Origin of the sequence: Prauserella flavalba (assembly GCF_003202235.1) — a bacterium.
Taxonomy (GTDB): domain Bacteria; phylum Actinomycetota; class Actinomycetes; order Mycobacteriales; family Pseudonocardiaceae; genus Prauserella_A; species Prauserella_A flavalba.
Genome location: NZ_MASU01000001.1, coordinates 168246 through 193187 on the forward strand (window position 1 = coordinate 168246; position 24942 = coordinate 193187).

At 70.5% G+C, this 24942-nt stretch carries 27 protein-coding genes; 17 read left to right on the plus strand and 10 right to left on the minus strand.

What is annotated here, in order from left to right; genetic code table 11:
* Positions 1-13: 13 nt before the first annotated feature.
* Positions 14-1300 carry an adenylosuccinate synthase gene (locus BA062_RS00895; RefSeq protein ID WP_110334082.1) on the minus strand — a complete coding sequence of 429 codons (1287 nt, stop codon included), beginning with the start codon at positions 1298-1300 and terminating at the stop codon, positions 14-16.
* A gap of 78 nt (positions 1301-1378) precedes the next feature.
* Between BA062_RS00895 and BA062_RS00900 the strand changes: the two genes are divergently transcribed.
* Positions 1379-2029: a hypothetical protein gene (locus BA062_RS00900; protein ID WP_391360708.1), complete on the plus strand. Its 651-nt coding sequence runs from the start codon at positions 1379-1381 to the stop codon at positions 2027-2029.
* A 137-nt stretch (positions 2030-2166) separates the two neighbouring features.
* Complete coding sequence (locus tag BA062_RS00905) at positions 2167-2745, plus strand: HNH endonuclease family protein (protein WP_110334326.1); 579 nt, start codon at positions 2167-2169, stop codon at positions 2743-2745.
* 79 nt (positions 2746-2824) lie between these two features.
* Here the strand turns inward: BA062_RS00905 and BA062_RS00910 are convergent, their stop codons facing one another.
* The gene (locus BA062_RS00910; RefSeq protein WP_110334083.1) at positions 2825-3241 is read right to left on the minus strand and encodes a DUF3151 domain-containing protein; all 417 of its coding nucleotides are present in this window, start codon (positions 3239-3241) and stop codon (positions 2825-2827) included.
* A 225-nt stretch (positions 3242-3466) separates the two neighbouring features.
* Between BA062_RS00910 and BA062_RS00915 the strand changes: the two genes are divergently transcribed.
* Positions 3467-4633: a hypothetical protein gene (locus BA062_RS00915; protein ID WP_245959618.1), complete on the plus strand. Its 1167-nt coding sequence runs from the start codon at positions 3467-3469 to the stop codon at positions 4631-4633.
* Here BA062_RS00915 and fbaA read toward each other — a convergent pair.
* Together fbaA and BA062_RS00925 are read right to left on the minus strand one after the other, a co-directional pair.
* Positions 4613-5641, minus strand: coding sequence for a class II fructose-bisphosphate aldolase (gene fbaA / locus BA062_RS00920; protein ID WP_110334084.1), 1029 nt, complete (start codon positions 5639-5641; stop codon positions 4613-4615). The two genes, BA062_RS00915 and fbaA, sit on opposite strands and share 21 nt — an antisense overlap.
* 125 nt (positions 5642-5766) lie before the next feature.
* A complete protein-coding gene (locus BA062_RS00925) occupies positions 5767-6597 on the minus strand; it encodes an LLM class F420-dependent oxidoreductase (RefSeq protein WP_110334085.1) in 831 nt (276 codons plus the stop codon).
* A 41-nt stretch (positions 6598-6638) separates the two neighbouring features.
* On the opposite strand from BA062_RS00925, the gene BA062_RS00930 reads away from it, so the two are divergent.
* From BA062_RS00930 to BA062_RS00950, 5 genes are all read left to right on the plus strand, one after another.
* A complete protein-coding gene (locus tag BA062_RS00930; protein ID WP_110334086.1) occupies positions 6639-7568 on the plus strand; it encodes an aldo/keto reductase in 930 nt (309 codons plus the stop codon).
* Positions 7569-7623: 55 nt separating this feature from the next.
* Entirely contained in the window at positions 7624-8514 is an 891-nt protein-coding gene (locus BA062_RS00935; RefSeq protein ID WP_110334087.1) for an SDR family oxidoreductase, read from the plus strand.
* Positions 8515-8526: 12 nt separating this feature from the next.
* Complete coding sequence (locus BA062_RS00940) at positions 8527-8991, plus strand: pyridoxamine 5'-phosphate oxidase family protein (protein ID WP_110334088.1); 465 nt, start codon at positions 8527-8529, stop codon at positions 8989-8991.
* Between the two features lie 70 nt (positions 8992-9061).
* Entirely contained in the window at positions 9062-10690 is a 1629-nt protein-coding gene (locus tag BA062_RS00945; RefSeq protein WP_110334089.1) for a sigma-54-dependent Fis family transcriptional regulator, read from the plus strand.
* 94 nt (positions 10691-10784) lie between these two features.
* Positions 10785-11897 (plus strand): NDMA-dependent alcohol dehydrogenase, encoded by a 1113-nt coding sequence (locus tag BA062_RS00950; protein ID WP_110334090.1) that lies wholly within the window; start codon positions 10785-10787, stop codon positions 11895-11897.
* Between the two features lie 67 nt (positions 11898-11964).
* Here BA062_RS00950 and BA062_RS00955 read toward each other — a convergent pair whose 3' ends face one another.
* On the minus strand, positions 11965-12246 hold the full coding sequence (locus BA062_RS00955; RefSeq protein ID WP_110334091.1) for a YciI family protein: 282 nt from the start codon (positions 12244-12246) through the stop codon (positions 11965-11967).
* Between the two features lie 167 nt (positions 12247-12413).
* On the opposite strand from BA062_RS00955, the gene BA062_RS00960 reads away from it, so the two are divergent.
* The 5 genes from BA062_RS00960 to BA062_RS00980 all read left to right on the plus strand — a co-directional run bounded on the left by BA062_RS00960 (position 12414) and on the right by BA062_RS00980 (position 16059).
* Positions 12414-13034 (plus strand): SigE family RNA polymerase sigma factor, encoded by a 621-nt coding sequence (locus BA062_RS00960; protein WP_110334092.1) that lies wholly within the window; start codon positions 12414-12416, stop codon positions 13032-13034.
* Positions 13035-13121: 87 nt separating this feature from the next.
* Positions 13122-14258 carry an N-acetylglucosamine-6-phosphate deacetylase gene (gene nagA / locus BA062_RS00965; protein ID WP_110334328.1) on the plus strand — a complete coding sequence of 379 codons (1137 nt, stop codon included), beginning with the start codon at positions 13122-13124 and terminating at the stop codon, positions 14256-14258.
* Positions 14259-14268: 10 nt separating this feature from the next.
* Positions 14269-15021, plus strand: coding sequence for a MerR family transcriptional regulator (locus tag BA062_RS00970; RefSeq protein WP_110334093.1), 753 nt, complete (start codon positions 14269-14271; stop codon positions 15019-15021).
* On the plus strand, positions 15021-15344 hold the full coding sequence (locus tag BA062_RS00975; protein WP_110334094.1) for a hypothetical protein: 324 nt from the start codon (positions 15021-15023) through the stop codon (positions 15342-15344). The genes BA062_RS00970 and BA062_RS00975 overlap by 1 nt, the downstream gene beginning before the upstream one ends.
* A gap of 55 nt (positions 15345-15399) precedes the next feature.
* Positions 15400-16059, plus strand: coding sequence for a DedA family protein (locus BA062_RS00980; protein ID WP_110334095.1), 660 nt, complete (start codon positions 15400-15402; stop codon positions 16057-16059).
* 3 nt (positions 16060-16062) lie between these two features.
* Here the strand turns inward: BA062_RS00980 and BA062_RS00985 are convergent, their stop codons facing one another.
* On the minus strand, positions 16063-17445 hold the full coding sequence (locus BA062_RS00985; protein ID WP_110334096.1) for an FAD-binding oxidoreductase: 1383 nt from the start codon (positions 17443-17445) through the stop codon (positions 16063-16065).
* A gap of 10 nt (positions 17446-17455) precedes the next feature.
* A complete protein-coding gene (locus BA062_RS00990) occupies positions 17456-17878 on the minus strand; it encodes a PPOX class F420-dependent oxidoreductase (protein WP_110334097.1) in 423 nt (140 codons plus the stop codon).
* Between the two features lie 179 nt (positions 17879-18057).
* On the opposite strand from BA062_RS00990, the gene BA062_RS00995 reads away from it, so the two are divergent.
* The 4 genes from BA062_RS00995 (at position 18058) to BA062_RS01010 (ending at position 22761) form a co-directional block, all read left to right on the plus strand.
* Positions 18058-18573 carry a MarR family winged helix-turn-helix transcriptional regulator gene (locus BA062_RS00995; protein ID WP_110334098.1) on the plus strand — a complete coding sequence of 172 codons (516 nt, stop codon included), beginning with the start codon at positions 18058-18060 and terminating at the stop codon, positions 18571-18573.
* The gene (locus tag BA062_RS01000) at positions 18570-21173 is read left to right on the plus strand and encodes an MFS transporter (protein ID WP_110334099.1); all 2604 of its coding nucleotides are present in this window, start codon (positions 18570-18572) and stop codon (positions 21171-21173) included. Before BA062_RS00995 ends, BA062_RS01000 begins: the two co-directional genes overlap by 4 nt.
* On the plus strand, positions 21173-21994 hold the full coding sequence (locus BA062_RS01005) for a YceI family protein (protein WP_110334100.1): 822 nt from the start codon (positions 21173-21175) through the stop codon (positions 21992-21994). The genes BA062_RS01000 and BA062_RS01005 overlap by 1 nt, the downstream gene beginning before the upstream one ends.
* A 95-nt stretch (positions 21995-22089) precedes the next feature.
* Positions 22090-22761 (plus strand): DedA family protein, encoded by a 672-nt coding sequence (locus BA062_RS01010; RefSeq protein ID WP_110334329.1) that lies wholly within the window; start codon positions 22090-22092, stop codon positions 22759-22761.
* Between the two features lie 4 nt (positions 22762-22765).
* Here BA062_RS01010 and BA062_RS01015 read toward each other — a convergent pair whose 3' ends face one another.
* From BA062_RS01015 to BA062_RS01025, 3 genes are all read right to left on the minus strand, one after another.
* A complete protein-coding gene (locus tag BA062_RS01015) occupies positions 22766-23176 on the minus strand; it encodes a VOC family protein (RefSeq protein WP_110334101.1) in 411 nt (136 codons plus the stop codon).
* Between the two features lie 268 nt (positions 23177-23444).
* Positions 23445-24080: a nucleoside/nucleotide kinase family protein gene (locus BA062_RS01020; protein ID WP_110334102.1), complete on the minus strand. Its 636-nt coding sequence runs from the start codon at positions 24078-24080 to the stop codon at positions 23445-23447.
* Positions 24077-24913 carry a PfkB family carbohydrate kinase gene (locus BA062_RS01025; RefSeq protein WP_110334103.1) on the minus strand — a complete coding sequence of 279 codons (837 nt, stop codon included), beginning with the start codon at positions 24911-24913 and terminating at the stop codon, positions 24077-24079. Before BA062_RS01025 ends, BA062_RS01020 begins: the two co-directional genes overlap by 4 nt.
* Positions 24914-24942: the final 29 nt, after the last annotated feature.

Consider the following 24942-nt stretch of genomic DNA (forward strand, 5'->3'; position numbering starts at 1 on the left):
TCAACCGAGTTTTCTAGACGAACTCGTGCCGCACGATCGTCTGCTCACGCCCGGGCCCGACGCCGATCGCCGAGATGCGGGCGCCGACGAGCTCCTCGATGCGCTCGACGTACGCGCGCGCGTTGGCGGGCAGCTCCTCGAACGAGCGGCACTGGCTGATGTCCTCCCACCAGCCGGGCAGCTCCTCGTAGATCGGCACGGCGTGGTGCACGTCGGTCTGCGTCATCGGCATGTCCTCGGTGCGGAAGCCGTCCACCTCGTAGGCCACGCACACCGGCACCTTCTCCAGGCCGGAGAGCACGTCGAGCTTGGTGAGGAAGTAGTCGGTGATGCCGTTGACGCGCACCGCGTAGCGGCCGATCACGGCGTCGAACCAGCCGGTGCGCCGCGAGCGGCCCGTGGTGACGCCGAACTCGCCGCCCGCCTTGCGCAGGTTCTCCCCGGCCTCGTCGTGCAACTCGGTCGGGAACGGGCCGGAGCCGACGCGCGTCGTGTACGCCTTGAGAATGCCGAGCACGGTGGTGATGCGGCCGGGCCCGATGCCGGAGCCCGCGCTCGCGCCGCCCGAGGTCGGGTTGGACGACGTGACGAACGGGTACGTGCCGTGGTCGACGTCGAGCAGCGTGCCCTGCGAGCCCTCCAGCAGCACCGTCTCCCCGCGCTCGAGCGCCTTGTTGAGCTGCAGGCGGGCGTCGGCGATGCGGTGGGCGAACTTCTCGCCCTGGGAGAGCACCAGGTCGGTGACCTCGTCCGGGTCGAGCGCCTTGCGGTTGTAGACCTTGACCAGCACCTGGTTCTTGAACTCCAGTGCGGCCTCGACCTTCTGCCGCAGGATCTTCTCGTCGAGCAGGTCCTGCACGCGCACGCCGACGCGGGCGACCTTGTCCTGGTAGCAGGGCCCGATGCCGCGGCCGGTGGTGCCGATCTTCTTGGCGCCGAGGTAACGCTCGGTGACCTTATCGATTGCCACGTGGTACGGCATGATCAAGTGCGCGTCGGCGGAGATCAGCAGGCGCTCGGTGTCGACGCCGCGCTCCTCCAGACCCGCGAGCTCGTCGAGCAGCACGCCGGGGTCGACGACCACGCCGTTGCCGATCACGTTGGTGACGCCCGGCGTGAGGATGCCGGACGGGATGAGGTGGAGCGCGAAGTCCTGCCCGTCGGGGAGCACGACGGTGTGGCCCGCGTTGTTACCGCCCTGGTAGCGGACCACCCACTGGACCCGGTCACCGAGCAGGTCGGTGGCCTTGCCCTTGCCTTCGTCGCCCCATTGGGCACCGATGAGCACGATGGCCGGCATGTGACACTCCTGGTATTCGAGGGCAGGACAAGATGGCGCTGGAAATGCCGGTGCATGAGCCTAACCGAGGAGTTTCACGTGCGGGGACTGGTGCTGGTTTGCGGGCGAGCCGGGGAGTGGTTCACCGCGCCGGAGGGGGTCAGGACCGAGGCACTTCCGGCACGGCCGGGCAAGGCGGAGGTGGACCCGCTGCTGGCCTCCGAGCTTGTGGTCGCCGGCTCGGACGCCGACCTCGCGGCTGTCGTCCTTCGCTTGCTGCGCAAGGAAAAGCTCGACACCACCACGGTCGGCTACGTTCCCGCCGACGCCGACTCGGCGGTGGCCGCGCGGTGGGGGCTGCCGACCGATCGCAGGCACGCGCTCGACCTCGCGCTGACCGGTTTCGACCGGCCGGTGCCGCTGATCCGTGACGACGCAGGCGGCGTGTTGCTCGGCGAAGGTGTCGTACGTAACCCCCGCGGGGTCGCGTACTGCGACGACACGGTCGCCCTTCGCGGTGAGGCCGGCTCGATCGTCGTCCGTCCCGACCTCGAAGGGCCCGGCTTGGTGGCCACCGTCACGCGCGGCAGGCTCCTCAAGCGGAGGCAGCGATTTCCGGCGAGGGCGTTCCAGCTGGGCGGCGCCCCCTCGGTGCCGGTGTCGGACGGTGTGCCGTACCCGAGGCCGATGGAGCGGTGGACCTGGTACCGGCATACCCACGACTTACGTCTGGTCATTGTCGCGCGTTAACGCGAAAGTGTTGATCCCGTCACTTCTCTGGGTCACAGTCGGAAAGTATCCAACTACTCAGTGAGGTGGCGAAGGTGTCTGTTCCCCGCACTTTCCGTCGTGGCCTGATCGCAGTGGGTTCCGCCCTCGCGCTGACGATGCCCCTGAGCGGGGGTGTCGCAGGCGCCGAGCCGCCCGGCATCCCCGACGAGGCGACCGCCCGCGCGCAGCTCGGCGAGCTGACCGTCGCGGCCGACGGCCCGATGGACGGCTACGACCGCGAGCTGTTCCCGCACTGGAGCGACCAGGGCGACTCCTGCAACACGCGCGAGGCCGTGCTCAGGCGCGACGGCACCGGCGTCGAAACCGGCTCCGACTGCTACCCGACATCGGGCAGCTGGGAAAGCCCCTACGACGGGGCGACCTGGAGCGAGCCCGCCGACGTGGACATCGACCACGTGGTACCGCTCGCGGCGGCGTGGCGCAGCGGTGCCGCCGACTGGACGACGGACCGGCGCGAGCAGTTCGCCAACGACCTCTCGGCGCCACAGCTGATCGCCGTCACCGACAACGTCAACCAGGAGAAGGGCGACCAGTCGCCGGACGAGTGGAAGCCGCCGGCACAGGACTACTGGTGCACCTACGCGAGCATGTGGATCACCGTCAAGCACAAATGGGAGCTGACGGTGGACGATGCCGAAAAGGCAGCCCTCACGGAAATGCTCGACGCCTGCTGACCCACCTTCGTATCGGCCCCCAAGGCCACCTTTGTTGCGCTCAACGCAACAAAGGTGGCCTTGGGGGACAGTCGGGGGGTCAGTCGGCCAGGCCGGTGGCTTTCGCGGCGGCCGGGTCGGAATCGGCGAGGAACTTCGTGCAGCGGTCGTACTCGTCGGTCTCGCCGATGCGGCCCGCGGCCTTCGCGAGCACCGCGAGCGCACGCAGGAAGCCCTGGTTGGGACGGTGGTCCCACGGCACCGGGCCGAAGCCCTTCCAGCCCGCGCGGCGGAGCTGGTCGAGACCACGGTGGTAGCCGGTGCGCGCATAGGCGTACGCGGCGACGATCTCGCCGTCGGCCAGCGCCTTCTCGGCCAGCGCGGCCCACGCCTCGCTGAAGTCCGGGTGCTCCGCAGCGACCTCCGCCGGGTCCGTTCCCGCGTCCAGCGCCGCCTGCGCGTCGGGACGCTCCGGGAGCTTCGTGGCGGGCGGTTCGAGGAGGTTGCCGTGTGTCATGCGGCCATTCTGCATCACCCTGCCGTCAGAGGAAGACGCTCACCACCAGGCCGCTCCCGGCCAGCACCAGTGCCGCGACGAGCACCGCGGCCACGAGTCGTTTCGGCATCATGCCCCCACTCTGCCGCATGCCGCCGTCACCACATCGTGTTGCCCCTTAGGGGTGACACCTGAATTTCGGGCGTAGCGCTGTCAGTGGCAGAGACCACCCGGCATGATGCACGGGTGACAAACGCGGCGGCTCTGCCCGACCAGCGCGAATCCGGCCTCCCACGAAGCCCGATCGCCAAGACCGTGCTGTTCTTCCAGCGGCACTGGCAGCGGGGTGCTCCCGGCACGCCGACCCCCGAATGGGTCGTCCGGTTCTCCTACGGCATGTGGCTCACGGCGTTCGCCTTCAAGGTCATCGGCGCCTCGTGGGACATGTCGTGGCACTTCAAGTGGCTGCGCGACGACCTGGCCCCGCCGCATCTGATCAACACCGTGGGCACAGTGATCGTCTGCGTGCTCGTGGTGATCCACACCTACACCGGCCTCGCGTGCGACCGGCGCTCGCTGCGCCTGATGCAGGCGGGGCTGGTGATGTTCCTGATCGCGGCGCCGCTCGACGTGATCAACCACCGCGTCAGCGGGCTCGACCTCACGGCGTGGAGCGCGACGCACGGCCTGCTCTACCTGGGCACCGGTGTGATGCTCGCCGGCGTGATCGCGGGCTGGCTGCGGGTGTCGCCTCCCGGCAGGACCAGGGCCGTGGTGCTCACCGCGCTGTGGGCGTTCTTCCTGGAGAACACGTTCTTCCCCAACGGTCAGCAGGAGTACGGCATCCTCGAGCTGCGTTCGTGGGAACGCGGCGAGCCGTACGCGGAGCCGACCCTGCTGCAGTTCGCCGCCGAGGACATCGGCCGCTCCGTCGACCGCGAGGCCGTGATCCACTTCGCGCTGCCGATCGAGGACTGGGTGTACCCGCTGTGGGGCATCGGCGTGATGGCGCTGATCCTCGCCGCGGCAAGGCACACGGTGGGCAGGGCGTGGACCGCGACGACCGTCGCGTGCGCCTACGTCGCCTACCGGGCCATCAGCTGGCCGCTCCTGCTGGCCGGCGACTTCCCGACCTCGACGGTGCCGTTCTACCTGGTGTTCGTGGGCTTGGCCGTGGACCTGGCTTTCCGCGCCGCGAGAGCACGTTTCGCCGTGGGCGCCTTGCTCGTGACGGGGGTCGGCTACGGCGCGCTGTGGCTGCAGTCGCAGCTGCGGCCGTGGCTGCTGGGCGACGCGCTCACGGAATCGGCGCCGCCCAGTGCGTACTGGACGGCGCCGATCGTGCTGGTGGGCGTGGCCACGATCTGGTTCGCGGCGGCCCGGCGGGGAAGGTCAGAGCTTCTTGCCCGCTGACTTGAGGTTCTCGGCGGCCTCGACAACGCGCTTGGCCATCGAGCCTTCGGCGGCCTTGAGGTAGCTGCGCGGGTCGTAGGTCTTCTTGTTGCCGACCTCGCCGTCCACCTTTAGCACGCCGTCGTAGTTCTTGAAGAAGTGGTCGGCGATGGGCCGGGAGAACGCGTACTGGGTGTCGGTGTCGACGTTCATTTTCACGACGCCGTAGGACACCGCCTCGTGGATCTCCTCGAGCAGCGAGCCCGAGCCGCCGTGGAAGACCAGCTCGAACGGCTTGGAGCCCTCGGGCAGGCCGAGCTTCTCGGCCGCGACCTGCTGGCCGCGCTTGAGCACGTCGGGCCGCAGCTGCACGGCACCCGGCTTGTAGGCGCCGTGGACGTTGCCGAACGTCGCGGCGAGCAGGTAGCGGCCCTTGTCGCCGGAGCCCAGCGCGTCGACGGTCTTCACGAAGTCGCCCTCGGCGGTGTAGAGCTTCTCGTTGATCTCGTTGGAGACGCCGTCCTCCTCGCCCCCGACGACGCCGATCTCGACCTCGAGGATGATCTTCGCGGCGGCGGCCTTCCGCAGCAGTTCCGCGGCGATGGTCAGGTTCTCGTCGAGGTCGATGGCGGAGCCGTCCCACATGTGGGACTGGAAGAGCGGGTTCTCGCCCCGGTTCACGCGCTCCTGCGAGATCTCGATGAGCGGCCGGACGAAGCCGTCGAGCTTGTCCTTGGGGCAGTGGTCGGTGTGCAGCGCGACGTTGATCGGGTACTTCGCGGCGACGACGTGGGCGAACTCGGCGAGCGCGGTGGCTCCGGTGACCATGTCCTTGACGGCCTGGCCCGACGCGAACTCGGCGCCGCCGGTGGAGAACTGGATGATCCCGTCGCTCTCCGCCTCCGCGAAGCCGCGGATGGCCGCGTTCAACGTCTCCGACGAGGTCACGTTGATGGCCGGGTACGCGAACTCGTTCGCCTTGGCCCGGTCCAGCATCTCGGCATAGACCTCGGGTGTGGCGATGGGCATCGTTGTCCTCCTCGACGGTGTCCTTTTGCCCCGCATCCTACGAGCCCGCCCCGGTAGGCGCGGCAGACTGCAGTGAAGGCCACCTTCACTGCGTTCAACGCAGTGAAGGTGGCCTTCACTGCAGATCAGAAGAGGGCTTCGGCGAGAGCTCGGTACGTCGGGAGCGGGTTGGCGTCGTCGGGCAGGTTGTGGAGGCAGACGTGGTCGGCGCCGGCCTCCAGGTGCGCGTTCAGCCCGCGCGCGATGGTCTGCGCGTCCCCGTGCAGGCCGAGCGCGTCGATGAGCCGGTCGCTGCCGCCGTCGGCGATCTCCGACTCCTCCCAGCCGAGCCTGCGCAGGTTGCTCACGTAGTTGCGCAGGTTGAGGTACGGCATGTTGATCGGAGGGCGGGCGATCTCCCGGGCCCGCGCCGCGTCGGTCTCGAGCACCACCTTGTGCTCGGGCGCCAGGAGCGCGTCGGGGCCGAGGAGCTCGCGGGCCTGCCGCGTGTGCTCCGGTGTGGTCAGGTACGGGTGCGCGCCAGCCGTGCGCTCGGCGGAGAGCTTGAGCACCTTCGGGCCGAGCGCGGCGAGGGCGCGGCCTTCAACCGGGACTCCGGCCTCGTCCAGCTCGTCGAGGTAGGAGACGATCTTGTCGTAGGGCTTCTGGTACTCGGCGGTCGCCTCGGGGTGGCCGATGCCGACGCCGAGGAGAAACCGGTCCGGGTGCTTCGCGGCGATTCGGTGGTAGGAGGCGCCCACGGTCTTCGCGTCGGCGGTCCACATGTTGACGATGCCGGTGGCCACGGCGATCGTGCTGGTCGCGTCGAGCAGACTCTCGGCGAGTGCGAGGTCAGCGGGCGGCGACCCACCGATCCAGATCGCGCCGTAACCGAGCTTCTCCACCTCGGCGGCCAGCTCGGGAGTGAGCCCCGCGGCGCCCCGCCAGATTCCGTACCTTCCCAGTTTCACAGCCATGTACCCACCCAACACCCGATCGCGGCGGTTATGTTCCGATCATGGGCAAGATTGGTGAGATCGAGGTATTCCCGCTGAACCTCGGCGGCAACGTGTTCGGCTGGACGGCGGACGAGGCGACGTCGTTCGAGGTGCTCGACGCCTACACCGCGGCGGGCGGCAACTTCGTCGACACCGCCGATGTCTACATGGCCAGGGTCGAGGGCAACTCGGGCGGCGAGTCCGAGACGATCATCGGCCGATGGCTCGCGCGCAGGGGCCGCCGCGACGACGTCGTGATCGCCACCAAGGTCGGCAGCTGGGAGCGCAGGCCCGGGCTCTCGGCGAAGAACATCAAGGAGGCGGCCGAGGACTCGCTGCGCCGCCTCGGCACCGATCACCTCGACCTCTACTACGCCCACCGCGATGTCGCCGACGTGCCGCTGGAGGAGACGCTCATGGCGTTCGACGCGCTGGTGCGCGAGGGCAAGGTGCGTTACCTGGGCGCCTCGAACTTCACCGCCGAGCGGCTGCGCGAGGCGCTGGCCGTCTCGGCTGCGAACGGCCTCGCGCGGTTCGTCGCGGTGCAGCCGCACTACAACCTCGTGGAGCGCGGCTACGAACGCGACCTCGCCCCGCTGGTGCGGGAGGAGGGCCTGGCGACACTGCCGTACTACGCGCTGGCCAAGGGTTTCCTCACCGGGAAGTACCGGTCGCGCGACGCGTCGGTGGACAGCCCCCGCAGCACCGGCGCGCTGGCCTATCTGGACGCACGCGGCGAGCGGGCACTCGCCGCGCTCGACGAGGTGGCCGAGGCCCACTCGACGTCGGTCACCGCCGTCGCACTGGCCTGGCTCGCCGCGCAACCGACCGTCGCCGCGCCGATCGCGAGTGCCCGCGACACTTCCCAGCTCGCCGACCTGCTCGCCTCGACGCGGCTGCGCCTCACGGAGAGCGAGCTGGCGGCCCTCAGCGCTTCTACCGACCAGTAGCCTACTCCGAGTAAGTTGAGGTACCGTGCCTTCAGACCCACCCGAGGAGGCACCAATGGCGTTCCTGTCCCGCTCCGTCAAGAACAGAGTCGTGCTCATCACCGGGGCCGCACGCGGGATCGGCGCAGGGCTCGCCGAGCGGCTGGCCGCGGACGGCGCGAAGGTGGCCCTCGTCGGCCTCGAGGCCGACGAGCAGCAGAAGGTCGCCGACCGCATCGGCCCCGCCGCCAAGTCCTGGGAAGCCGACGTCACGAGCTGGGACGCACTGGAGCAGGCCACCAAGGGGGTCGTCGACCACTTCGGCGGCATCGACATCGTCATCGCCAACGCCGGCATCGCCACGACGGGCTTCGTGCGCTCGGTGGACCCGGCCGCGTTCGAGAAGGTGATCGAGGTCGACCTGCTCGGTGTGTGGCGCACGTTCCGCGTCACCATGCCGCACGTGATCGAGCGCAAGGGCTACCTGCTGGCGATCTCGTCGCTCGCCGCGATCACGCACGCGCCCGGCATGGCCAACTACGCCGCCGCCAAGGCCGGTGTCGAGGCGTTCTGCAACAGCCTGCGCGCCGAGGTCGCCCACCTCGGCGTCAAGGTCGGCGTCGCACACCCGACGTGGATCAGGACCGACCTCGTGGAGAGCGCCGACTCCCACCCCGTGTTCGGGAGGCTGCGGGCGGGTATGCCCGGCCTGATCGGCAAGACCTACCCGCTCGACGTCGCGCTCGACTGCATCGAGGCCGGCGTGAAGCGGCGGGCCAGGACCATCCACGTGCCGAGGTGGGTCGGCGGGCTGAAGTTGATCCGCGCGTTCCTGCCGCCGATCGTGGAACTCGGCGCCCGGAGCAGGGTGCCCGCCGCCGACCGGGCCGCGCTGGAGGACATCGCCAGCCGCGGCGCCCGCGAGGCCGCCGTCACCGGTCACGGCGGCCGAGCCGCGACGAAGTAGGAAGCGAGACGAATGTCCCGGCGCGAACAGATCAGGATGACCACGGACGAGGTAGTCGCCTACCTCGCCGAACAGAAGGTCATCAACGTCGCGACGATGAGCCCGAACGGCAGGCCGCACCTCGCCCCGCTCTGGTACGTCCCGAGGGGCGAGGCCGTGGCCACCTGGACCTACCGCAAGTCGCAGAAGGTCGCCAACCTGCTGCGGCTGCCGCAGGCGACGGTGCTCGTCGAGTCCGGCGACTCCTACGAGAAGCTGCGCGGCGTCTCGATGGAATGCGACGTGGAGCTGATCGAGGACACCGACGCGGTGGCGGCGATCGGCACGGAGCTGCTGCTGCGCTACAGCGACGAGCCGCCGGCCTCCGCCGAGCTGAAGGCCGGCGTCGCACTGCAGGCTCCCAAGCGGGTCGGCCTGCTGCTGACGCCGACCAAGGTCGTCAGCTGGGACCACACGAAGCTCGGCGGGGTGTACTGACCTCTTCGGCCCTGGTTCCCGCGCGCTCCGGCTGCGATGATGGCGTGGATCACTCGACGAGGAGTGCGCTGTGGAGCTACGACTGGAGATCGCTCAGTCGTGGCGGCGGGCCGAGCTCTCCGGGCTGAAGCCGAGCAGTCCCGCCGACCGGCTGGAAGTTCGCGACATCGACACCAGCAGCAGACTGCTGCGGGCGGCCACTCCTGTCCTCGACGAGATCGCCAGGCACCTCGACGACACACGGCTGTGCGTGGTGCTCGCCGACCGCGACTCCCGCATCGTGGCCAGACGCTTCGGCAAGCGCTCCGTGGAGCGGGTGCTCGACAGCGTCAGCGCCGTGCCCGGCTGCCAGTTCACCGAGGAGACCAGCGGCACCAACTCGATCGCGACCCCATACGAGGTGCGCAGGGGCGTCGCCGTGCACGGCGACGAGCACTACCTGGAGGCATTCAAGCAGTTCACCTGCTACGGCCACCCGATCGTCCACCCCGCCACCAAGCGCCTGGAGGGCGTGCTCGACATCACCGGCCTGGTCGAGGACACCAACCCGCTGCTCGGTCCGTTCCTCGCGCACGCCGTCGCCGACATCGAGCAGCGCCTGCTCGACGGCTCCAACCAGGCCCAGCAGCGGCTGCTCGCCGCGTTCCAGGCCGCCCAGCACCGCTCGTCGGCGGTGCTCGCGCTCGGCGAGGACGTGGTGCTCGCCAACAGCACGGCCGTGGATCTCGTCGACGCCTGCGACCACGCGCTCCTGCGCGAGGTCAGCCGGACGCGGCGCGGCGTGCGCAGGCTGCGGCTGTCCTCCGGCACCGAGGTCGAGGTGCGGATGGAGGCGGTTTCGGTCAACGCCGGGATGCTGTTCGAACTGGCCCCGCTGCGGCCGACATACCCGGCCCACGTGCGCAGGCGCGCGCTCGGCGGCGTGCTGCCCGCCGACGCCGAGGACCGGCTCCGCCGCAGCTCGCTCGCGCGTCGCCGGGTGCTCGTGGCGGGCGAGCCGGGCACCGGGCGCACCGCGGCGACCGCCGTGCTCGCTGGCGCGGAACCACTGGCGAGGCTCGACGCCGCCGACGTGCCCGTGCTGGGCGAGGCGGCGTGGTGCACCCGGCTGGAGGAGCTCGCGGCAGGGCATCCCGGACTCGTCGCGGTACAGGACGTGCATCTGCTGCCCGCCGTCCTCGCGGCACGGCTCGCCCGGCTGCTGGACACCTCGCCCGCGTGGTTCGTGCTCACCAGCGGACCGCTCGCCGAACTACGCGACGAGCACGCCGCACTCGCCGCACGCGTGCACCGGCGGGTCGAGCTGCCCCCGCTGCGCGAACGGCGCGCCGACATCCCCGCGCTCGCCAGGACCCTGCTCGGCGGGGTCCGCGGCGGCACGTCGCTGCGGCTCACCGCGGGCGCACTCGAACTGCTCGCCGCGCAGCCGTGGCCGGGCAACCTCCGCGAGCTGGAGACCGTGCTGGAGGAGGCCGCCCAGAGCCGCTCCGCCGGCGACATCACGGCGAGGGACCTCGCGCCGAGCTGCCAGGTGAGCGCCGCATCGCCCCAGCTCACCGGCTGGGAACAGGCCGAGCACGACGCGATCACCAAGGCGCTCGCCGCCGTCGGCGGCAACAAGGTGCACGCGGCGAAGCAGCTCGGCATCAGCCGCTCCACCCTCTACAACCGGATGCGGGCGCTGCGCATCAGCGGCTAGCACTCCAGGTGTGCAGGATTTGCACACTCGCGCGTGGCCGAGCCGTTCGACAATCACGGCACGACGTAGCAACGGCGCACGTGAGGAGACAGCTGTGAAGACGAAGGCAGCGGTACTGTTCGACGCTGGCAAGCCCTTCGAGATCCTCGAACTCGACCTGGACGGCCCCGGCCCGGGCGAGGTGCTGATCAAGTACACGGCCGCCGGTCTGTGCCACTCCGACCTGCACCTGATCGACGGTGACCTGGCGCCCCGGTTCCCGATCATCGGCGGCCACGAGGGCGCGGGCATCATCGAGGAGGTCGGCCCCGGCGTCACCAAGGTCCAGCCCGGCGACCACGTGGTGTGCAGCTTCATCCCGAACTGTGGCACGTGCCGCTACTGTGCGACGGGCCGCTCGAACCTGTGCGACATGGGCGCGACGATCCTCGACGGGCACATGCCGGACGGGTCGTTCCGCTTCCACTCCGGCGGCCAGGACTTCGGCGCGATGTGCATGCTCGGCACGTTCTCCGAGCGGGCGACGATCTCGCAGCACTCGGTGGTGAAGGTCGACGAGTGGCTGCCGCTGGAGACGGCGGTGCTGGTGGGCTGCGGTGTCCCGACCGGATGGGCGACCGCGAACTACGCGGGCGGGGTACGCGCGGGCGACACCACGGTCATCTACGGCATCGGCGGCATCGGCATCAACGCCGTGCAGGGCGCGGCGCACGCGGGTGCCAAGAACGTCGTGGTGGTGGACCCGGTGGAGTTCAAGCGCGAGAGCGCGCTGAAGCTCGGCGCGACCCACGCGTTCGCGTCGGCGGGCGAGGCCGCCGAGAAGATCGCCGAGCTGACCTGGGGCCAGATGGCCGACCAGGCGCTGATCACGGTGGGCACCGTTGACGAGCAGGTGGTGACCGACGCGTTCAACGCCGTCGGCAAGGGCGGCACCGTGGTGATCACGGGGCTGGCGAACCCGGAGAAGCTGACCGTGCACGTCTCGGGCGGTGTGCTGACGCTGTTCGAGAAGACGATCAAGGGCACGCTGTTCGGCTCGGCCAACCCGCAGTACGACATCGTCAAGCTCCTGCGCCTCTACGACGCGGGCAAGCTCAAGCTCGACGAGCTCGTGACGACGAAGTACACCCTGGAGCAGGTCAACGAGGGCTACCAGGACCTGCGTGACGGCAAGAACGTCCGCGGCGTCATCGTTCACGCCCAGTAACCACCCCAACGCTCCCCAAGGCCACCTTTGTTGCGTTCAACGCAACAAAGGTGGCCTTGGGGGCTGTTCAGGAGGCCGGGAGCCAGGCGCCGATCACCGGTTTGAACTCGCGGACCTTACGCTGCGCGATCGCGCCTTCGAGGTGGTACGGGTCCTGGTCGATCAGCTTCTGCAGCTCCTCGCGGTTCTCGGCCTGGTACAGGGCCAGCCCGCCCTTGTCGTCGTCCACCGGGCCCGCGATCGCGACGACCCCCTGCTCGGCGAGCGACACCAGGAAGTCGCGGTGCCGCGGCCGGACCTCGGCGAACTTCTCCGGCACGTACTCGATTTCGACCAGGAACCAGGCCACTGCGTCCTCCCGATGATCTAGCGTTGTGCGTAGCTTGCGCACCGTATCGGTACCTGACGGTCATCTGAGAACGCTGGGTAATGCCAGTTCCACCCGATACGCTGAGTGCGCGTCAGTTTCGTGCTCCACGGAGCTGGAGAACGCCGTCGAGGGATGGGCAGGTTTCGATGCAGGGCAGCGCCGAGCCCATGCGCCAGCGCAACGCCGCAGCAGCAGGGAGAAACGTCGAGAGCAGTGTCGAGCAGACGCTCGGTCACCTGCGCACGCTGGACGCTCCCTTGCCCAAAGCCCAGCCCTCGGGCCCACTGACACTCGAGGACCTCTACCGCCAGCACCGGATGCGGCTGGTGCGCCTCGCCATCCTGCTCGTCGACGAGCCCGCGACCGCCGAGGACGTGGTGCAGGAGGCCTTCACCGGTCTGCACCGCAACTGGGGCAAGCTCCGCGACGCCGCGGCCGCCGTCGGCTACCTGCGCACGGCCGTGGTGAACGGGTCGCGCAGCGTGCTGCGCAGGCGCAAGACCGCGCGCGAGTACGTGCCCCCGCACGCCGTGAACGCGCGCTCGGCCGAGAGCCTCGCGATGCTGTCGACCGAGCACCAGGCCGTCGTCAACGCGCTGTCGAAGCTTCCGCCCCGCCAACGGGAAGTGCTGGTGCTGCGCTACTACGGCGGACTGTCGGAAGCGGAGATCTCCGAGGCGGCGGGCATCTCCAAGGGCACCGTCAAGTCCACGGCGAGCCGGGCACTGGAGGCTCTCCAGCGGGCGATGCACGACGGTAGAAACTGAATAACAAGGTAGCCTCGATATTTCGTGAGTTGCCGACATTCTGGTCTGGACCAATATGATGTGGTCGTGAACGGCTCCGACGACTTCGTGCTCACCGGCGGGCGGCTGGCCTGCCCCGACGGCGTACTCGACGACGGCTGGCTCGCCGTCTCGGCAGGCCGGATCGCCGAGCTGGGCACGGGCACGCCTCCCGAAGGCAGGCACGTCGACGTCGGCGGAGCGCTCGTCGTGCCCGGCTTCGTCGACACGCACTGCCACGGTGGTGGCGGTGCGTCGTTCTCCACCGCCGACCCCGCCGAGGCGGCCAGGGCGATCGCGGCCCACCGGCGGCACGGCACCACGACCATGCTGGCGAGCCTGGTCTCCGACCAGCTGGGCGTGCTCACCGACCAGCTCGCGGCACTGTCGGAACTGGTCGAGGACGGCGAACTGGCAGGCGTGCACCTGGAGGGTCCGTTCATCGCGCAGGCCCGCTGCGGCGCGCACGACCCCGCCGCACTGCGCGAGCCCGACACCAGCGCGGTCGACTCGCTGCTCGACGCCGGCAGGGGTCACGTCCGCATGGTCACGCTCGCACCCGAGCTGACCGGCGGCATCAAGGCAGTGCGCCAGCTCGCCGAGTCGGGCGTGATCGCGGCGATCGGGCACACCGACGGCACCGAGGAGCAGATCCGGCCCGCCGTGGACGCCGGTGCGACGGTGGCGACCCACCTCTTCAACGGTATGCGGCCGCTGCACCACCGGGAACCCGGCCCGGTCGGGGTGCTGCTCGACGACGAGCGGGTGACCGTGGAGCTCATCTGCGACCTCGTCCACGTGCATCCCACGGTGGTGCGGCTGGCCGCGCGGCACGCGGGCCGGGACCGGACCGTGCTCGTCACCGACGCGATGTCGGCGACGGACGCCGCAGACGGCACCTACTCGCTCGGCAGGCTCGCCGTCGACGTGCGCGGCGGCGTCGCGACGCTCGCGGGCAACGGCGCGCTCGCCGGCAGCACGCTCACGATGGACGCCGCCTTCCGCAACCTCGTGCACGGCGCGGGGCTGAGCGTCACCGACGCGGTGCGTGCTACCGCGAGTAGACCGGCCGAGCTGCTCGGCATCGCGGACCGCACCGGCCGGCTGTGTCGCGGCCTGCAGGCCGACCTGGTACTTCTCGGTGATGATCTTTGCCCAATGGGGGTATTGCGCCGCGGCGAATGGGTAACTCCCAGCGACCACTAGACTCTCCTGGGTGGCGGAGTACCGCGTCGACGAGCTCGCCCGCCTCGCGGGCACGACAGTCGGAAACGTACGGGTGTACCAGGACCGCGAGCTGCTTCCTCCACCCGAGCGACGAGGCCGCGTCGCGCTCTACTCAGACGCGCACCTGGCCCGGCTGCGGGTGATCCTCGGGCTGCTCAAGCGCGGCTACACGTTCGCGCAGATCCGCGAGCTGCTCACCACGTGGCAGTCGGGCCGCGACCTGGAGGACCTCCTCGGCCTGGAACAGGTGCTGTCGCTGCCGTGGAGCGACGAGCCGACCGAGCGGATCGCGCTGGCCGACCTGCTCGCCGAGTTCAGCCACCACGGCGTCGACACCGAGGTGATCGCGAGGCTCGTGCGGCTGGGCCTGTTCACCCACGACGGAGCCGCTCATGTGCTCGTGCGGAGCCCCCGGCTGCTGCACGCGGGAAGGGAGCTGCTCGCCGCGGGTGTGCCGCTGACGGCGCTGCTGGAGATCGCCGAGCAGGTGCGGCGGCACACCGACCAGCTCGCCGCGATGTTCCTGCGGATGGTCGACGAGCACGTGGTGCCGGGCCGCGACACGGGCTGGACCCCCAGCGGCGACGAGATGCCACAGCTCACCCAGCAGGCGAGCAGGCTGAGGCCGCTCGCGCAGTCGGTGGTGACGGCGTTTCTCGCCAAGTCGATGAGCCGCGCACTCAGCGACTGGCTCACCGAACGCTTCGGCCCGCTGTTCCAGCAGCACTACCCTGAACGGTGATGAGTGACGACCCCGAGCGCCTGCTCGCCGAGGCGCTGCGCGCGCAGGCGCGCAACGCGCCGCCGGCGAAGCCGAGCACTCCCCGGCGGGAGCCGCCTCCCGTCGTCGAGACGCCCGGAGGGTACGGCCTGCTCTCCGGAGCCGGTGAGGGGTCGCTCGAACGCGAACGGGCCGCGCTGGACGCGCTCGCGCACCCCGCCCCCGTCCCCGCACCGCCGAGGGCGAGACAGCCGGAACCGCTGTCGCTGTACTGGATCTTGCTACTGACGTTGTTGCTCGGCCTTGCCTCGGGATGTGTGATCGGCCTGCTCACGCTCTTGTGAACGCGGGCACTAAGGCTCATGTGGGCGGTCTCGGCGACCCTGTACCTTGTCCTGCGTGATTCTCGCGCAGACACCGGCCCAGATGTCGATCATGCCCGACTGGCTCAATCCGGAGCACCTGCTCTCGGGCATCGGGCCCGCGGTGGTCGCCGTGCTGTGCCTGATCCTGTTCGCGGAGAGCAGTGTCTTCCCGGTGCTGCCGGGCGACTCGCTGCTGTTCACGGCCGGTCTGTTCGTCGCGAACGGCAGCCTCGACGTGCCGCTGTGGCTGGTCTGCGTTCTCGCCACCGTCGCGGCGATCATCGGCAACGTCGTCGGCTACGGCATCGGCTGGAAGGTCGGGCCGAAGCTGTTCAACCGGCCGGACTCGCGGTTCTTCAAACAGGAGTACGTCGACAAGACGCACGCGTTCCTGGAGAAGCACGGCCCCAAGGCGATCGTGCTGGCCCGGTTCGTGCCGTTCGTGCGCACGTTCATCACGTGGCTGGGCGGCATCGGCCGCATGGACCCGAAGAAGTACTTCACCTACACGGTCCTCGGCGGCATCCTGTGGGCCGCCGGGCTCATCGTGCTCGGCTCGCTGCTGGGCAACATCGCGTTCATCCGCGACAACGTCGACGCGATCTTCCTGCTGATCGTGCTGGTGTCGGTGCTGCCGATCGTCTTCGAGTACCTCAAGGCGCGCCGCGAGAAGCGCACGCCGACCGAGAACTGACGCTCACTCCAGGGAGAACATCGACCCGGGGTTGAACAGGCCGTCCGGGTCGAGTGCCCGCTTGAGCTGCCGGTGCACGCGCAGGCCGACGGGGCCGATCTCGCGTTCGAGCCAGTCCTGCTTGAACTTGCCGACACCGTGCTCGCCGGTCACCGTGCCGCCGAGCGCCAGGCCGAGGTCGAGGATCGCGTCGAACGCCTTGCGCGCCCGGTCGAACTCGCCCTCGGCCGCCGCGTCGTAGACCACCGTGGGGTGCATGTTCCCGTCGCCGGCGTGCCCGCAGACGGCGATGCGCAGGCCCACCTCCTCGCTGATTCGCTCGCAGCCCTCGATGAGGTCGGCGATGCGCGTGCGGGGCACGCACACGTCGTCGGTCATGTTGGCGCCCAGCGCGGCCAGCGCGTAGTGCACCGAACGGCGGGCCTGCATCAGCAGGTTGCCCTCGGCGAGGTCCTCGGTCGCGTGCGTCATCTCCGCGCCGGCGTCGGCGCACACCTGCTGCAACGCCGCCAGCTCCCGGTGCGCCACCTCTCCACCGGCGTCGGACTGGCACAGCAGCAGCGCTCCGGAGCGGGAGCCCGCGCCGAGGTCGGTGTTGAGGTGGTTCTCGACGGCCGCGATCGTGGCGGCGTCCATGATCTCCATGAGCGAGGGCACGAGCCCCTCGCGCACGATCCGGCTCACCGCGGCACCGGCGTCCCTGGTGGAGGAGAACGCGGCGACGAGCGTGCCCGGCGCCTGCGGTAGCGGCCGCAGGGCGAGGGTGGCCTGCGTGATGACGCCGAGGGTGCCCTCGCTGCCGACGAAGAGCTTGGTGAGGTCGTAGCCCGCGACGCCCTTCACCGTGCGGCGGCCGGTGCGCAGCAGCGAGCCGTCGGCGAGCACGACCTCGAGCCCGAGCACGGAGTCGGCGGTGACGCCGTACTTCACGCAGCACAGCCCGCCCGCGTTGGTGGCGAGGTTGCCGCCGATCGTGCACCAGTCGTAGCTGGAGGGATCGGGAGGGTAGAACAGGCCGTGCTTGGCGACGGCGTCGCGCAGGTGCAGGTTCACCACGCCGGGCTGGACCACGGCGAGCCGGTTGTCGGCGTCGATCTCCAGTATCTCGTCGAGCTTGGTGGTCACGAGCACCACGCAGCCCTCGATCGCGTTCGCGCCGCCGCAGATGCCGCTGCCCGCGCCGCGCGGCACGATCGGAACCCCCGCCTCCGCACAGGCTCGCACGGTCGCCCGCACCCCAGCGACGTCCGACGGCAGCACCACCGCGAGCGGAACCCCTGCGGGGGCCAGCGGCATCTCGTCCCTGGAGTAGGCGGCGGTCACGTCCGGATCGGTGAGCACGGCGTCGGCACCGAGCTCCTCGCGCAACGTCGACAGCAGTGTCATGCCGCCAACGCTAGCGCGCCATCCCGTAGACGCGGTCCACCCGCAACCGCAGGACGAGGCGCTGGTCGGCCACCATCGCGGTGCGGTACTCGGCCCAGTCCGGGTGCTCGCCCCTGATCGCGCGGTAGAGGTCGATCAGCTCCTCCACGGCGTCGTCGTGCTCGTCCTTCGCCACCGCCGACAGTTCGGCGACGCCCTCGGCGACGGCGTAGGACCAGCCGTCGGCGCTCGACACGTGGTAGCTCGCCCTCGGGTCGCGGCGGAGGTTCTTGGTCTTGGCCCTGCCTTCGGTGATCGAGACGCGCAGGAGGTCCCGCTCGGGGTCGTAGTGGTGGTTGACGTTGGACAGCTGAGGGCGTCCGTCGCGTTTGAGCGTGACCAGCACGCCGAAGGGCCGCTCGGTGAGTAGCGCGCGCAGGGGATCTCGGCTCATGACCGCGGAACGCGACCAGGTCGCCCGGCATTCCGCTCACACGGGCGGGTGACAGGCCCGGTGGCGTGGAGCACAGCCCCGGGTAATCGGGTTGCACGAAGCCACGCCGCGGGGACATTCTTGCTTGAGGCAACTAGTTGCACGACGCAAACAAGACATCCGAGACGAAAGACCTGCTCATGGCTCCTGCATCCCAGGACACCGCCCAGCCGACCGAGGCCGAACTCGCCGTCGCCGACGAGCTGGGCGCACAGCTGGTCCGGTTCATGCGGGCGATGGCACGGGCGAAGTCGCAGGTCGCGAAGCGGGGCCCGGACGGCATTGAGCGAGCCGCCTACGCGATCCTGTTCACGCTCGTCCACGACGGACCGCAGCGCACGAGCCGGCTCGCCGAGTCGTTGCACTCCGACATCTCCACGATCAGCAGGCAGAGCAGCTCGCTCGTCCAGCACGGCCTCGTCGAGCGCACCGCCGACCCCGAGGACGGCCGCGCCTGCCTGCTGGCGCCCACCGACGAGGGGCTACGGGTGTTCGAGGAGAACCGCAGGCTCCGCGGCCACTGGCTCGCCACGCTGCTCGCCGACTGGCCCGACGAGGAGCGGCGCACACTCACGCGGCTCATCGACCGGCTCAACACGGGCATCGAGAACTTCGATCCACAGCAGTTCAGCACCACCGAGGGGGACAACGCATGACATCCGCCGCCCAGCAGACAGCGGCGCCAGGCGCGGATCCGGACGCCGGACCCAACCTGACCCACCGCCAGATCGTCGTCATCCTCATCGGACTGATGACCGGGATGTTCCTGGCCGCACTGGACCAGACCATCGTCGGCACGTCCATCCGCACGATCGCCGACGACCTGAACGGCCTGAGCCTCCAGGCCTGGATCACCACGGCGTACCTGATCACCGCGACAATCGCCACGCCGATCTACGGCAAGCTCTCCGACATCTACGGCCGCAAGCCGTTCTACCTCGCGGCGATCTCGATCTTCGTGATCGGTTCGGTGGCGGCGACGTTCGCGCAGTCGATGTACCAGCTCGCGGCGTTCCGCGCCGTGCAGGGCCTCGGCGCCGGTGGTCTGATGTCGCTCGCGCTGACCATCCTCGGCGACATCGTGCCGCCCCGGCAGCGCGCCCGCTACCAGGGCTTCTTCCTCGCGGTGTTCGGCACGTCGACGGTGCTCGGCCCCGTGCTGGGCGGGTTCCTCGCCGGGCTCGACTCGTTCGCCGGGATCACGGGCTGGCGCTGGGTGTTCCTCGTCAACGTGCCGCTGGGCATCATCGCGCTGTTCGTGGTGGCGAAGGTGCTGAACGTGCCGCACCAGCGCCAGCAGCACCGCATCGACTGGTGGGGCGGCCTCGCGCTGGTGATCTGCCTCGTGCCGCTGCTGCTCATCGCCGAGCAGGGCCGCGAATGGGGCTGGGGCTCCACGCGTGCCGTGGTCTGCTACGGCATCGGCGCGGTCGGGCTCGTGCTGTTTCTGTTCGTCGAGCACGTGATGAAGGACGAGGCGCTGATCCCGCTGCGCCTGTTCCGCAACTCGACGTTCACCGTCGCGATCGCGGGCGGCGTGATCGTCGGTGTCGCCATGTTCGGCTCGATCATGCTGATCCCGCAGTACCTGCAGATCGTGCAGGGCTACACGCCGACCGAGGCCGGTCTGCTGTCGCTGCCGCTGATGGTCGGCGTCATGACGGGCTCGGTCACGTCGGGCCAGCTGACCTCGCGCACGGGCCGCTACAAGATCTTCCCGGTCGTCGGCACCGCGCTGATGACGGCGGGCATGCTGCTGTTCGCGCAGGTGGAGTGGGACAGCCCGATCTGGCAGCCGATGGTCTACATGGCCGTGATCGGCCTCGGCCTCGGTGGCTGCATGCAGACCCTGATCATCGCCGTGCAGAACGCGGGCCCGCGCCGCGACATGGGCGTGTCCACCGCCTCGGCGACGTTCTTCCGCCAGATCGGCGGCACGCTGGGTGTCGCGGTGTTCCTGTCGGTGCTGTTCAGCACCCTCAACGACAACATCGCCGACGCCTTCCGCGCGGCCGGCGTCACGCCGTCGGCCATGAACGCCGCCGGCAACGACATCATGAGCGACTCGTCGTTCCTCCAGCAGCTCCCGATCGAGCAGGCGAGGCCGTTCTTCATCGGCTTCACCGACTCGATCAACCTGGTGTTCTACATCGGCGCGGGCGTGGCCGCGCTCGCGTTCCTCGTGCTGCTGTTCATGAAGGAGATCCCGCTGGCCGACAGCGCACCGAAGGCCGCGGCGATGGAGGGCGGCGAGGCGCTGCTCGACACCGACAACGCCGCCGCCGTCCCTGAGGCACAGCGCGAGGCGGCGCTCGCCGACGCCGACGAGGCGCTCGACCGCGAGCCCGAGCTGGTCGCGGCAGGCAGGCACTCGCGGGCCGACGAGAACGGTCACGCCGAGCTGCGCGGCGCCACGGCGCCGATCGTGGCGTCGACGGGCTTCGGCAGCGCGGTGGAGACGCCGGGGCTGCCCGTCACCGGGCACATCCGCAGGCAGGACGGCTCGTCTGTCGCGGGCGCCGCGCTCACGCTGATCGACCAGCGGGGCAGGCAGGTCGCGCGGGGCACCGGCCAGGCCGACGGCGGCTACACCATCGGCGCTCCCGACGCAGGCACCTACGTGCTGATCGTGTCGGCGGGCGGCCACCAGCCGCAGGCGTCGAGCGTCGTCGTCGGCGGCACGGGAGCCCCGACGCGCGTCGACATCACGCTGACCGGCTCCGGTGAGGTCACCGGCGTGGTGCGGGCAGCGGGCACCGGCACGCCGCTGGCGAACGCGACCGTGACGCTCGCCGACTCGCGCGGCGAGGTCACCGGTGCGTGCGGCACGCAGGCCGACGGAACCTACGCGTTCACCGGGGTCAGCGCCGGCACCTACACGCTCGTCGCGAGCGGGGAGCGGCTGCGCCCCGCCGCCGTGACGCTGACCGTGCCCGACAGCGGGGTGCTGCACCACGACCTCGAGCTCACCGGCTCGGTGCTGTTGAGCGGCACGGCGCTGGCCGAGGACGACCGGCCGGTGCGCGACGCGCGGATCACCGTGCTCGACGCCGACGGCAACGTCGCGGCGGTGGCCAGGACCGACGAGTCCGGCCGCTACGTGGTGAGCGACCTGCCCGAGGGCGACTACACCGTGGTCGCGAGCGGGTATCCGCCCGCGACGAGCCGGGTGACCGTCGCGGGCGGGGAGGCCGAGCACGACGTGCGCCTCGGCTACGACCAGGTGATCGACGACCTCACGGGGCACGGTCGCTGATGGCGGGGCTCTCGGGAACCGTCCGGACCGCCGAGGGCTGGGCGGTGGCACACGCCGTGCTGACCGTGACCGACCTCGGCGGGCGGCAGGCGGCGAGGGCCACGGCGGACGCGCAGGGTGCGGTGGTCACCGGGCCGCTCGCCCCCGGCGTCTACACCGCCGTGGTGACCGCACCCGGCTACCTGCCCGTCGCCCGCACCGCGCAGGTAGCGGGCGACGGCTCGGGCTCGATCGGCGACGTCACACTCGCCCCCGAGGAGGGCGCGGTCGAGCTGCCGCCGCCGGGACCGTGGGTGATCGACCCCGTGCACTCGTCGGTGGTGGTGACCGCCCGCCACCTCGGGATCGCGAGCATCAAGGCACGCTTTCCCGAGCTCTCGGGCCGGATCGTGGTGGAACGGCCCGTCGAGCGCTCGTCGGTGCGTGCCCGGATCGAGGCCGCGTCGATCGACACGGGCATCAAGATGCGCGACGACCACCTGCGTTCGGCGGACTTCCTCGACGTGGCCACGTACCCGGCGATCGAGTTCGCGGGCACCGACCTGGTTCGCAACGGCGCCGACACCTGGCTGCTGCGCGGTGAGCTGGTGCTGCACGGGCAGCGCCGCGAGATCGAGCTGGACCTGCGCTACGGCGGGTACGGGCCCGACCCGTGGGGCGGCGTGCGGGCCGCGTTCCACGCCGAGACGCAGCTGAGCCGTGACGACTTCGCGATCAACTACAACGCGATGGTGCGGGCCGGCGTGGCCGCGATCGGCACGACCGTGAAGGTGGAACTCGACATCCAGGCGCTGCAGGGCGAGCGGCTTCCGGAGTTCTGACGAGTTCCGGCGACACGTCGCTCGTGACCGGGTGGAAACCGGAACGACACCGTTCGGGTTAGGTGCACACCGAGAAGGCACGTACGCTGCCGGGCGTGGGTATCGTGCACGCCGAAGCCGCGGGCGTCGGGCTTGACTGGCTCGCGACGGCCGGTCCGCTCCTCGTCTGGGTCATCGTGCTCAGCTTCGTGTTCATCGAATGCGCGCTGATTGTCGGCCTCTTCCTGCCCGGCGACTCGCTGCTGTTCGGGGCCGGCGTGGTGCTGGCGCAGCACGACGCGGACGCCCACGCCTGGGCACTGTCCGGGGTGGCACTGGTGGTCGCCGTGGTGGGCAACCAGGTCGGCTACTACATCGGCAGGCAGACCGGCACGAAGTTCATCGCGCGGCGCGGCGGCAAGGTGCTCAACCAGGCCAACCTCGAACGGGCGCGCGCCTTCCTCAACCGCAGGGGCTTCCTGGCGATCGTCGCGGCGCGGTGGATCCCGTGGGTGCGCACGCTCGCCCCGCTGATCGCGGGCGCGGCGCGCATGGACCCCCGGCGCTTCCTGCTGGCGACCACCGCGGGTGCGGTGCTGTGGGTGCCGACGCTGGTGCTGGTGGGCTACTACGGCGCCGGGCTGCTCGACGTGGTGCCGTGGCTCAAGACGGCACTGGTGTGGGGCAGTGTCGCGTTCTTCGTGCTCGGCACGGCCTACGGCGTGTACCGCTACCGGCAGGAGATGCGCCGCCCGGTCGAGACCGAGACGGAGGCGGCCAGCGCCTGAGCCGTCACTCCGGCTCCGCCCACACCTCCAGCTGGATGCCGTCCGGGTCGCGGAACACCACGACCAGCGAGCCGGGCACGGTGCGCGACGGCGTCGCGGGAGTGTGGGTGACGCCGTACTCGGCGAGCCGCTCCTGCCAGCGCTGCAGCTCGGCGAACGAGCCGACCTTGAACGCGACGTGGTCGAGCCCGGTGTGCCGCTCGTCGAAGGGCGGCCGCTCGACGTGGGCGTGCTGGACGAGCATCACGGAGAAGCCGTCACCGGGCGCGCGCAGCAACACCTTCCGCAACCCCTTCTCGGGGTCGTCGCGGCGCGAGATCTCCTCGAACTCCAGCACCCGCACGTACCACGGCACGCTGCGGTCGACGTCGGTGACCGTGAGAGCCAGATGGTGCACACTCGCGAGCTTGGTCATGTCTCACAGTCGTCCTTCCACCCCCGCACGAGGATTCTCGCCGGGGGTCCGCGCACCCGCTCGCCGGGTGGCTGGAATGGGATGTCGCCGTGACCCCGTCGTACTCGGCCGGGCCGGAATTTCCCCACACCCCTGTGGGTAACTCGCGGTTGTCCACAGGCAACCTGTGGACGAATTGGCTGGGGCGCACTCCCGCTCTGCAGTGAAGGCCACCATGCCTGCGTTGAACGCAGGCATGGTGGCCTTCACTGCGTCGGGGGCACAGGGCTCAGACGGCGAAGTGGGGTAGCTCCATGTCCCGCACCACGAGGTCGGCTCGCACGGCGCTCGGGGCGATCAGGTCCGCGTTGCGCTGGTCGGAGCCGAGTGCGCGCTGGCGGGCCTCCACAAGGGACCGTCCGTACTTGCGGTGCCGCGTCACCAGCCGCTCGATGCGCTCGTCCTCGTCAGGCTGCAGGTACCAGACGTCGTCGATCAGGGACCGCAGATCCGCCCACGGCTCGCTGTCGAGCAGCAGGTAGTTGCCCTCGGTGATCACCAGCCGCACGGTCGGCGGCACCGGCACCGCGCACGCGATCGGCTCCTCGATCTCGCGGCGGAACTCCGGCGCGTAGACCAGTTCCTCACCCTTCGCGAGCCTGCGGATGAGGTGCACGTAGCCGTAGGCGTCGAAGGTGTCCGGTGCGCCCTTGCGGTCGGTGCGGCCGAGCCGGTTGAGCTCCACCTGCGCGAGGTGGAAGCCGTCCATGCCCACCACGGTCGCACGGTCACCGAGCGCGTTGGCCAGGCGCCACGCGAGGGTCGTCTTGCCGGAGGCGGGGGCTCCCGCGATGCCCAGTACCGTGCGCCCGTCCCTCGCGGCGAGCGTCTGCGCCCTGTCCAGCAACTCGTCGAACGACGTCATCTCTCTCCCATCCTCACCCTGACCGGGCCCAGCCAGCTTCTCGGTCCACTGTGGCGCACCCGCTCGGCAGCCACCTCGTTGGCGAACCCGATCAGTTCGGGGACCGGCAGCTCGCCTGCCCTTGCGACGAGCGCGCCGTGCCACACGTCGCCCGCGCCGAGCGTGTCCTTCGCCTCGACCGCGGGCACCGCCACCTCGCCCGACTCGGCGCCGCTTCGCCAGCGCACCGGTTCGGGGCCCGCCGTGGTGATCACCGTCGGCACGTCCCGCAGCGCCCCCTCCGGTGCGCGGAAGTGCGCCGAGCAGGCGACCACGTCGGCCAGCGGGAAGACGTCCGCGAACACGGGCTTCCAGCTGCCCGCGTCCACCACCACGGGCACGCCCTTCTCCCGGCCCCACCGGGCGGCGGCCAGCGCGAGCGCGGGGTGGTGGCCGTCCACCAGCACCGCATCGGTCGCCGGCAGCGGCGCGGAGCCGAGGTCGTCGGGCACCGCCGCGGCGTTGTGCGAGACCACGGTGCGCTCGCCGTCGCGCTCGCGCACGGCCACGGCGCTCACGGCTGGCGGGTCCGGGTGCGCGGGCAACGCGTCGAGCACGTCCACGCCGCACGCCGCGAGGTCCGCGCGCGCCAGCTCCGCGAGCGGGTGGGCACCGAGGACGGTCAGCAGCGTGGGCGCTCCGCCGAGCGCCGCGACCGTGACGGCGGCGTTGGTGGCGGGTCCGCCCGCGGCGGTCTCGACCGAGCGCGACTGGACCTTGTGCCCCGGCTCCGGCAGCTCGTCGACGCGCTGAACGACGTCGACGGTGCACAGCCCCGCCAGGAGCACCCTCACGCTCGCACCCTCCTCCGCTCCGAGGCACA